Annotated in this window: 6 protein-coding genes and 1 pseudogene; 4 read left to right on the top strand and 3 right to left on the bottom strand. The window is 69.7% G+C overall.

All coding sequences use genetic code 11. The annotated features are described in order from the left end of the window. The first annotated feature begins 52 nt into the window (after positions 1 to 52). The gene (gene gshA / locus OXU43_03585; protein MDD9824238.1) at positions 53 to 1,432 is read left to right on the top strand and encodes a glutamate--cysteine ligase; all 1,380 of its coding nucleotides are present in this window, start codon (positions 53 to 55) and stop codon (positions 1,430 to 1,432) included. On the opposite strand, the gene OXU43_03580 is transcribed toward gshA, so the two are convergent. Then, positions 1,374 to 2,102: a LytTR family DNA-binding domain-containing protein gene (locus OXU43_03580; GenBank protein MDD9824237.1), complete on the bottom strand. Its 729-nt coding sequence runs from the start codon at positions 2,100 to 2,102 to the stop codon at positions 1,374 to 1,376. The genes gshA and OXU43_03580 overlap by 59 nt on opposite strands. Further along, entirely contained in the window at positions 2,080 to 3,174 is a 1,095-nt protein-coding gene (locus OXU43_03575; protein ID MDD9824236.1) for a histidine kinase, read from the bottom strand. The genes OXU43_03580 and OXU43_03575 overlap by 23 nt, the downstream gene beginning before the upstream one ends. Positions 3,175 to 3,237: 63 nt before the next feature. Here OXU43_03575 and argH point away from each other — a divergent pair. From argH to mutY, 3 genes and pseudogenes are all read left to right on the top strand, one after another. Beyond that, a pseudogene (argH, locus tag OXU43_03570) lies at positions 3,238 to 4,629 on the top strand (argininosuccinate lyase). A 103-nt stretch (positions 4,630 to 4,732) separates the two neighbouring features. Continuing rightward, positions 4,733 to 7,636, top strand: coding sequence for an AsmA family protein (locus tag OXU43_03565; protein ID MDD9824235.1), 2,904 nt, complete (start codon positions 4,733 to 4,735; stop codon positions 7,634 to 7,636). A 26-nt stretch (positions 7,637 to 7,662) separates the two neighbouring features. Next, a complete protein-coding gene (mutY, locus tag OXU43_03560) occupies positions 7,663 to 8,853 on the top strand; it encodes an A/G-specific adenine glycosylase (protein MDD9824234.1) in 1,191 nt (396 codons plus the stop codon). A gap of 52 nt (positions 8,854 to 8,905) precedes the next feature. Here mutY and OXU43_03555 read toward each other — a convergent pair. After that, the coding region (locus OXU43_03555) for a hypothetical protein (protein MDD9824233.1) at positions 8,906 to 9,569 on the bottom strand (664 nt) is incomplete at its 5' end.

Here is a 9,569-nt window from a genome sequence, read left to right as displayed (position 1 = left end):
GCCGGAATGACACGGGGGGGTGGCCGGAATGACAAGGCCAACACCATGCGCCATGCCCGATAACGCCGCCATCTCCCTTGCCGAGAGTTCCGTTCCGCACCTGACTACGGCGCTCTCCGGCCCCCTGCAGCCGTTGGAACGCGACCTGCTGGCGCGCCAGACGCAGATCGAATCCTGGTTCCGCCGCCAATGGCGCGCCACGCCGCCGCCCTTCTACGCCTCCGTGGATATCCGCAACGCGGGCTTCAAAATCGCCCCGGTGGACACCAACCTGTTCCCGGCCGGCTTCAACAACCTGAACCGCGCCTTCGCGCCCCTGTGCGTACAAGCCGTGCAGCAGGCCGTGGAGGGCATGGGCATCGTCGTGGATCGCATCCTCGTGGTACCGGAAAACCACACGCGCAACCCGTACTACGCGCAGCACCTGGCTACCTTGCGCAGCATCCTGGAACAGGCGGGCTTCGAGACCCGCATCGGCCGGCTGCAAAGCGCCGCGGCGCCGGCGCCGGCGCCCCCCGCCGGCGACACCGAGCCGGCGCCGCCCCTGGAACGGCACGGCAACCGGCTGCGGGCAGGCGATTTCGACCCGGACCTGATTCTGCTCAACAACGACCTCTCCTCCGGGCGGCCGCCGATCCTCGAGGGGCTGGAACAACGGGTGGCGCCCTCGCCGTACCAGGGCTGGTCGGAGCGCTCCAAGGCCCTCTATTTCAGCCACTACCGGCAGGTGGCGGCGGAATTCGCCGCCTTTGTCGGCCTGGAAGATCCCTGGCTGCTGGAGCCGTTGTGCTACGACTGCGGCGCCATAGACTTCATGAAGAGAGAGGGGGAACACTGCCTGCAAGCCCGGGTCGCCGCCCTGCTGGAGGAGATCGGCGAAAAATACCGCCGCTACGGCGTCGCCAGCCGGCCGTTCGTCGTGCTCAAGGCGGATACCGGCACCTACGGCATGGCGGTCATGACCGTGCGCAGCCCCGAGGAGGCGCTGCAACTGAACCGCAAGCAGCGCAGCCGCATGGCCACCGTCAAGGAGGGCCAAAAAGTAACCCGCGTGCTCATCCAGGAGGGCGTGTTCACCCGCGAGACCTGGGGCAACCCGGAGCGAGTCGCCGAACCGGTGGTATATACCGTGGGCAACCGCGTGGTCGGCGGCTTCTACCGGGTGCACAACAAGCGCGGCGCCGAGGAGAATCTGAACGCCCCGGGAATGTATTTTCAGCCGCTCGCCTTCGCCGACTGCGGCCAGGCGCCGGGAGAGCCGCCGGCGGAATCCCCGAGGGAGGCCGGCAACGACCACGGCAACCGCTTCTATCCCTACGGAGTAATCGGCAGGCTGGCGGCGCTCGCCGCCGCGCGCGAGACCGCCGCCCTCTTCAGCCGGACTGCAAGCGACGGCGCACCTCCGCCAACAGGCGGCGGCTCACCGGGATAGCGCCCTCCAGGCCGCGAAAGCGCAGCAGGTGGCTGCCCCCGGCCGCCGGCTCCAGGGCGCGGACATGGCGCATGGCGGCCAAGGCGTTGCGGTGCACCCGCAGAAAATCCGGGGCGAACTCGCGCTCCAGGTCTTTCAGGCTTTCTTCCAGCAGCAGGACGCTTTCCGGCGCGACCGCCTCTACATACTTGTGCTCGGCCCGGAAATAACGAATCTCGGCCACCGGCGCCAGACGCAGGCTGCCGCTCTGCCGCCCGCCCAGGTAGCTGCGCCGTGCCTGCCGCCGCTCGGCCAGGGCGGCCAACTGGGCGCGGTTTGGCGCCCGCGCCCTCTCCAGGGCGCGTTGCAGTTGCCCCTGCGTTACCGGTTTCACCAGATAATCCACGGCGTTGACCGCGAATGCCTCCAGGGCATGCGCCTCGTAGGCGGTAGTGAAGACCACGGCGGGAGGCGGAACCAGCCGGGCCAGGTGCCCCGCCGCCTCCAGGCCGTCCATGCCCGGCATGCGAATATCCAGCAGCACCAAGTCCGCCGGCGCCCGCGAGGCGAGCCGGAATGCCTCCAGGCCGTCGGCGGCCTCCCGCACCTCTTCCCGCACGCCGCAGGCGCGCAGCAGGCGCAGGAGCCGGCGCCGCGCCGGCAACTCGTCATCTACGATCAGGATCTTCACCTTCGACCCGGCAAAACGGGAACTCCAGGGTAACCAGGAAGCGCCCCTGCCGCTCCTCCGCCAGCAGCGCGGTCGGCCCGGGAAAACTGTGCTGCAAGCGTTCACGCACGTTCTCCAGCGCCAGGCGGTGGCCGTCCTGGCGCCCCCCGGCCCAGCTCTCGGGCAGGGGATTCTCAATGCGAATCTGCAGCGCCTGCTCCGAGCGGCCCGCGGACACGCGGATGCAACCGCCGCCGTGGCGCGGCTCGATGCCGTGATAGACGGCGTTCTCCAGCAACGGCTGCAGGGTCAGCGGCGGCATCCCGGCGTCGTCCGGCAGGGCGGCGATGTCCCACTGCACCTGCAACCGCTTCCCCAGCCGCAACCGCTCCATCTCCAGGTAGCGGCGGCACAGGTCCAACTCCACCGGCAACCGAACCAGGCCGGGGAATTCGCGCAGCGCGACGCGGAACAGGGCGCACAGATTCTCGATCAGCAGTTCGGCCTGCGCCGGATCGTCGCGCACCAGCGCCGCCAGCGTGTTCATCGTATTAAAGAGAAAATGCGGGCGGATGCGCGCCTGCAGGGCCCGCACCTGCGCCTGGTTCTCGGAAACGATGCGGCGGCGCCACTGGTGCTGCATGTAGAGATAGTGCAGGAACAGCGCCCCCAGGATGCCGCTGATCGCCAGGCTGCGCAGCAGAAAATTCCAGGGCGTATGCGCCTCCCCCTCCGCCCCCCAAATGGGCAGGGGGGAAAACAGCCACCAGCTCACCACGCCGATAAAGAGGGCGACGGCCAGGATGATCAGATAGGCCAGCAAGGCGCTGTAACGGTCGGAGAACCGGGCCAGGCGGCGGCGGGCAAGGCACAGCAACGACAGGCAACTGAGGGTCACCCACTGCATGTACAACGAATACAGCCCCAGGCGGATAAACCACATGGCGGCCGATTCGGGCCGGGCCAGGGTGAGGACGACGGCGAGCAATTCGGTGGCCAGCATCGCCAGCAATACGTTTTCGCCATGGCAGAGGTCGGGCAGGAAAGAGTCCTGCTCCCCGGAGCGCCGTCCTCCCCTCGTCTGGTTCGCCATCGCTCCCTCCCTGCGTTATAATCGGCTCCGCCTGCCCGACCCGGCAGCGGTTGCCATATCCTCGTGTCCCCCGAAGATCCATTCCCGAAAAAACCCCTGAAAAAACCCTGGGGGGGACGCTTCTCCGACGCCGCCGACCCCCGCGCCGAGTCCTTCGGCGCGTCGGTGGGCTTCGACAGCCGTCTCTACCGGCAGGATATTACCGCATCCGTGGCCCATGCCCGGATGCTGGCCGAGACCGGCATCCTGCGCCCCGGCGAATGCGAGCGGATCGTGGCGGGGCTGGAGGAGATCCGCGCCGAGATCGAACAGGGCCGCTTCGCCTGGCGCGAGGAACTGGAAGACGTGCATATGAACATCGAGGCCGGCCTCGCCGAGCGGATCGGCGCGCTCGCCGGCAAACTGCACACCGCCCGCTCGCGCAACGACCAGGTGGCCACCGACCTGCGCCTTTATCTGCGCGAGGAGACGCGCCGCATCGAAGAATTGCTGCGACGGCTCATGGCTGCCGTGGCGGAGCGCGCCGGAGACGAGGCGGATACCCTGATGCCGGGCATGACCCACCTGCAAGCGGCGCAACCGGTCACCTGCGGCCACCACCTGATGGCCTGGTACGAGATGCTGGCGCGCGACCGGGGGCGCCTGCTGGACTGCCTGGCGCGGCTGGACGTGCTGCCCCTGGGGGCGGCGGCGCTGGCCGGCACCGGCTTCCCTATAGACCGGCAACGGTGCGCGGAATTGCTGGGCTTCCGGCAAGTGGCGCGGAACTCCATGGACGCCGTCAGCGACCGCGATTTCTGCGTGGAGTTCGCGGCGGCCTGCTCGCTGCTGATGGCGCACCTGTCGCGTTTCTCGGAGGAGATCGTGCTGTGGATGTCGCCGCCGTTCGGCTTCGTCGAACTGCCGGAACGCTACTGCACGGGCTCTTCCATCATGCCGCAGAAGAAGAACCCGGACCTGCCCGAATTGGTGCGCGGCAAGACGGGCCGCGTGTACGGGCATCTCGTGGCCCTGCTGACCCTGATCAAGGCGCAGCCCCTGGCCTACAACCGCGACAACCAGGAAGACAAGGAACCCGTCTTCGACATCGTGGATACGGTGCGGGACTGCCTGCGCGTCTATGCGGACCTGGTGCCGGCATTGCGCTTCCGGCGCGAACGGATGCGCGAGGCGGCGGCGGCAGGATACCCGGAGGCCACGGAATTGGCGGATTACCTGGTCGGCAAGGGAATGCCCTTTCGCGCCGCCCACGCCGCAGCGGGGCGGGCGGTGCGCGAGGCCATGGCGCAGGGCAAAACCCTGGCCGGGATGGGGCTCGCCGGATTGCGGCAATTCAGCGAACATATAGCCGAAGACCTGTTCCCCCGGCTGGATCTGGAGCGTATCGTTACCTCCCGCGATCATATAGGCGGCACCGCCCCCGCGCGGGTGCGCGAGGCCGCCCGCCGCGCCCGCGCCTTCCTGGCCGCGGCCGCGGAAGAAGCCAACGGCGCGGCGGCGGATGCGCCCGGGGACACGGATAAAGGCGCGCCGAAAAGCGCCGCGGAGTAGTTCCCCGGTGAACAGGAAATACGCCATCGTCGCCCTCATCCTGGGGCCGCCGCTGATCCTTGCCTTGATCGTCGCGGTGCTGGTCGCGTTGACCTTTCACTTCGCGGAGAATTTGAACGACTACCGAGGCTCGGTTGCCGCCGGCGCCAGCGAGGCGCTGGGCAGACCGGTGGAGATCGGCGCGGCCAGCCTGCAACTGCGGCCGCTGCTGGACCTGAGCCTGGAAGACGTAACGATAGGCAACTTGCCTGGCCGCCCTGCCGAGCCGGCATTTCTGCACTTCCAGCGCTTCCGGGCCGCGCTGGACCCGGTCTCCCTGTTCGAGAAGGCGCCGCGGATCGAACACCTGGAGCTGAACGGCCTGCGCCTGAACCTGGTCCGCGACCGGGGGGTTCTGGAGGCAGAACCGGCTGCGCCGCCCGCGCCCACGCCCTCCCTGCCGACGACGCTGCCGCCGGTGGTGCTGGCCAGCGCCAACATCACGGACGCCCGCATCTTCCTCGACCGGGGCAACGACCGGCAGCTGCTGATCGAGGAGCTCACGGCGCAACTGGACGGCGGCGGCAAACTGCAAGGCGGGATGCGCCTGCGGGCCACGCCGCCCGGCCTGGAGGGCAGGCTGAAACTGCAAGGAACGCTGGCCTATGACGAGGACTCCGCCGCCCTGCAACCGTTGCGCCTGGACCTGGAACTCGCGGGCGACACCCTGCCTGGCGGCCGCGGCCAACTGCAACTGGACACCGGACTGCTCTTCTCCCTGGACGACGGGACGCTGCGGATCGAGCCCTCCCAACTGCGGGGTCTGGGACTGCAAATCCAGGGACAGGGGCGCATCGCCCCGGCGGCGGCGCAGGCACAGCTGGAGGCGCAAGGGGAAAACCTGCCCCGCCTGCTGCGGATACTGGGCCTGGAGCTGGACGCGCCAGGACGCAAGGAAGACCTCTCCTTCCGCCTGCACGCGCCCGAATTGCGTCTGGAAGAAGACAAGGCGATCGCCAGGAAACTGGAGTTGGAACTGCTGGGCGCCTCGCTGCGGGCCGATCTCGAGGGCAGCGCCCTCGGCGGCGGCACCCGGCCCCGCTGGCAAGGCCAGTTCCAGGGCGGCGGCCCCGACCTCCCCCGACTGCTGAAACTGTATTCCCTGCTGTACGGCGATCCGCAATCGCCGCTGGCTCGCATCGCGGATGCCTACGCCGCGGAGAAAAACCGCTCCTTCGAGTTGGCCGGGCGCTTCGCCCTGGACGGCGCCGACGACCGATTCGAGGTGCCGGAACTCTCGGCCCGCACCCTGGGCATGGAGTTGGCGGGACACCTGAACCAGGAAGGCGACAAGTCCCTGCAGGGCGAACTGCGCCTTGACGCCGACCAGAATATCTCCCGGCTCCTGCAGGCGCTGGGCCAGGAGCGCTGGAGCGGCCGGGTCCGCTCGCTGCAGCTGCGGGGGGACATCGCCGGCGCGCCGTCCCGGCCGCGGCTGGCGCCCCTGCGGCTGCTGCTGCAATTAACCGGCGACGAACAGCCGTTGGAGTTGCAAGGACAGGCTTGGTGGGAACGCAGCGGCAAGCCGCCCCGCGCCGGGCTGGAAGAACTGAGCGTGAGCGGGCCGGGTCTGCAGCTGGCGGGCAGCGCGCGCCTGCAATGGGCGCCCCTGGGCGTGGAGGCCCGGCTGCGGGCGCCGACAATCGAGCCGCGACGCCTGCTGCCGCTATTGCTGGATCGCATGCCCGCCACCGCCGACCCCAAGGCGCTGAGCCGGGCCGGCTTCGACGCGGAACTGCGCCTGGACTCCGGGCAGTGGCGCCTGGACCTGAAAGAAATGCACGTGGACGAGGCCGAACTGCGCGGCGAGTTCCTCTTCGCGCCGGGCGCCCCGGCGGCTGACGCCCGGGCGCGCGCGACGCTGCAATTGGAGGCAGGGCGACTGAACCTGGACCGCTATCTGCCGCCGCCTGCCGCCGCCGGGAAAGAGGCCCAGGACAAGACCGGGGACAAGGCGCCGGCGGCCGCCGACAGCGCCGCCTGGATCGCGCCGCTGCGGAATCTGGAGATCGAGGGCAAGGCGGCGATAGAGGAGTTGATACTGCGCCGCCTGCGCCTGCAAAAGATCGTGCTGGGCCTGCAACGGGAAGGCGAGACGATCCGCGTCTCTCCCCTGAGCGCCTCCGGCTACGGCGGGCAACTGGCGGCGCGCGGCGAACTGGACCTGGGCGGCGAGCGGCCGCGCTACTCCCTGGGCGGCGAAGGCACGGCGATTGACCTGGGCGCCGTCCTGCGGGACCTTGCCGGCCGCTCGCGTCTGGAGGGCACGCTGGGTTTGGAGTGGCAACTCGCCGGCCAAGGATTCTCGGGCGACGAGTTGCGCCGCGGGCTTGGCGGCAGCGCCAGCCTGCGCCTGCGCGACGGCACCTACCGGGGCATTGATATCATGAAGAATATTGAGGCATGGCGCGCCTTAACCGGCCGGCGCCCCGGCGAACACAGCCACCGAGACGACGCCGAGGCCCGCACCGAACTGGCCATGTTAGATGCCACCTTGCAGATCGGCGAGGGGGTGATACGCAACGACGACCTGAGCGCCAGCGCGCCCCGGCTGCGCATCACGGGCAAAGGCAATTACCAGCTGGAACAGAACCTCCTGGATTACCGGGTCACCGCCGCCCTGGACAACGGCCTGACGATCCCCATCCGCATTAGCGGCCGCCCGCCGCAGTTGTCCTACGTCCCGGAACTCGGCGCCCTGCTCAAGCAATCCATCCTGGGCAAGATCGAGGAAAAACTCCTGCCGGGGACAGCGGACACGGCGGGAGAGGGAGAAGCGGCGGGGGAGAAAGAAACGCGAGAGCAAAAGGAGCGCCCCAAAGACCTGGAAGACGACTTGAAGGACGCGCTCCGGGACCTGCTGCCATTCTAGGCGATGCCTCGGGCATCGCCGCCCCCCTGCTCGCCTGGCGCCGCCGGCGCGGGCGCCGCAACCTGCCCTGGCAAACCGGGCGCCGCGACCCCTACCGCACCTGGGTCTCCGAGATCATGCTGCAGCAGACCCGCGTCGCCGCGGTTATTCCCTACTACCGCCGTTTTCTGGCGCGGTTCCCGGACGCGGCGCGGCTGGCCGCCGCCCCCCTGGACGAAGTCCTGCACCTGTGGAGCGGCCTCGGCTACTACGCCCGCGCTCGCAACCTGCACCGGGCGGCGCAGGAGATCGTCCGCCGCCACGACGGCCGGGTGCCAGACGATGCCGAAGCCCTGCGGCAACTGCCCGGCATCGGCCGCTCCACCGCCGGCGCGATCCTGGCGCTGGGATACGGGCGCCGCCACGCCATCCTGGACGGCAACGTCCGGCGGGTGCTGTGCCGCTACCACCTGCTCGAGGAATGGCCGGGCCGGGCCGCGGCGCAACGGCGCCTCTGGGCGCTGGCCGAAAAGCACACGCCGCGGCGGCAGGTCCGGGAATACACCCAGGCGATCATGGACCTGGGCGCCCTGGTCTGCACGCCGCGCGGCCCACGTTGCGGCGAGTGCCCGTTGCGCCCCGGCTGCCGGGCGCGGCGCCAGGGGCGCCAGGAAGCCCTGCCCAGGACGCGCCCGGGCCGGGAACTGCCCGTGCGCCGCACTCGCTTCCTCTTAATCCGCGACCCGCAAGACCGGCTGCTCATGGAGCGCCGCCCGCCCGCCGGACTGTGGGGCGGCCTGTGGTGCCTCCCCGAATGTCCCGCCGACCGCGACCCCGCCGAATGGCTGCGGCAGCGACTGAGCGACCCCGCCGCGACGATAGGCGAGATTGCCCGGGGTACCCCATTCCGGCACGACTTCAGCCACTTCCGCCTGCACATCGAGCCGATCCTGCTGCGGCTGGCGGACCGCGGCACGACCGGCGCCAGCCGCCATTCCCGCAAAAGGCAAGCGCCCCCGCGCAAAAGCGGGGCCAGGAATTCACGGCCGCGGCCGGCGCGGGGCGCGACGGCGGAGACGGCGGAGATAACGGCAGCGACGGGCATCGCCGAAGAGCCGCCCGGCGGCGGCGGGCGCTGGCGCTGGCTGGCCGCGCCGACGAAACGCCGCATCGGCATGGCCGCCCCGGTCAAGCGATTGCTGGAACGGATGTTTACCCAGGACCCGCAAATCCGGTAACGGGCCGCGAACGGGCCAGGAGCGGCAGCAACGGCAGGAACGACAATCGTCCCTAATCTTTTTCCCGGCGGGCGCTGAGCAGGGACGACAGGCGCCGCCGCGGCAACAAAACAGCGCCGTCGGCAGCGGCGGGACGGGGCGCCGGCGGGGACGGCGGCGAGGCCGCCGCGTCCCTCCCCCCCGGCGGCAACAACTGTTTGAACAGACTGGACTCGCGGGCGAAAAACCCTTCGGTATGCAGGCTATCCGGCAGCTGCAGCCACCGGTAATCCAGGTGATGACAAAGCTCGTGCAGCAAGGTGCGCAAAAACGTGCGGAAGGCCACTACTCGCCGGTGCCGGGCAGTGCGCATCCACACCTGAATACAGGCGGAGTCCGGCTCGTACAGGCCATGCAATTCGGAATCGCGGCCGCTGGGACGCTGCGCCAGCACCCGCACCCCCGCCGCGGCGACCCCCAGATCGGCAGCGATCCCGGAGATCAACCGGCGGCAATCCTGCGCGATCCTCTCCCGGTCGCCGGTGGCCAGGGAGCTCTGCAATGCCAGCGCCAACGGCCGCAATTCCTCCGGGCGGCGCAGGCGCACCTCCTCGACCCGGTCGCTGGCCCTGTAGATCGCGCGCATCCGGGGCGACAGGCGCTGGTAATAGGCAAATACCATCCTGCCGAACATTATCCCCCACGCCGCGCCGCAGGCAATCCCCCGCGAACAGCCG

This window comes from Gammaproteobacteria bacterium (assembly GCA_028817255.1).
In the GTDB taxonomy this organism is placed as follows: domain Bacteria; phylum Pseudomonadota; class Gammaproteobacteria; order Porifericomitales; family Porifericomitaceae; genus Porifericomes; species Porifericomes azotivorans.
The sequence above is the reverse complement of the archived record's forward strand: the minus strand, read 5'-3'. Positions and strand labels throughout refer to the sequence as shown.

What these genes read in the sequence shown, in the direction of transcription:
- gshA (MDD9824238.1), top strand. Translation starts at nt 53, where the DNA reads ATGCCCGATAACGCCGCCATCTCCCTTGCCGAGAGTTCCGTTCCGCAC.
- OXU43_03575 (MDD9824236.1), bottom strand. Translation starts at nt 3,174, where the DNA reads ATGGCGAACCAGACGAGGGGAGGACGGCGCTCCGGGGAGCAGGACTCT.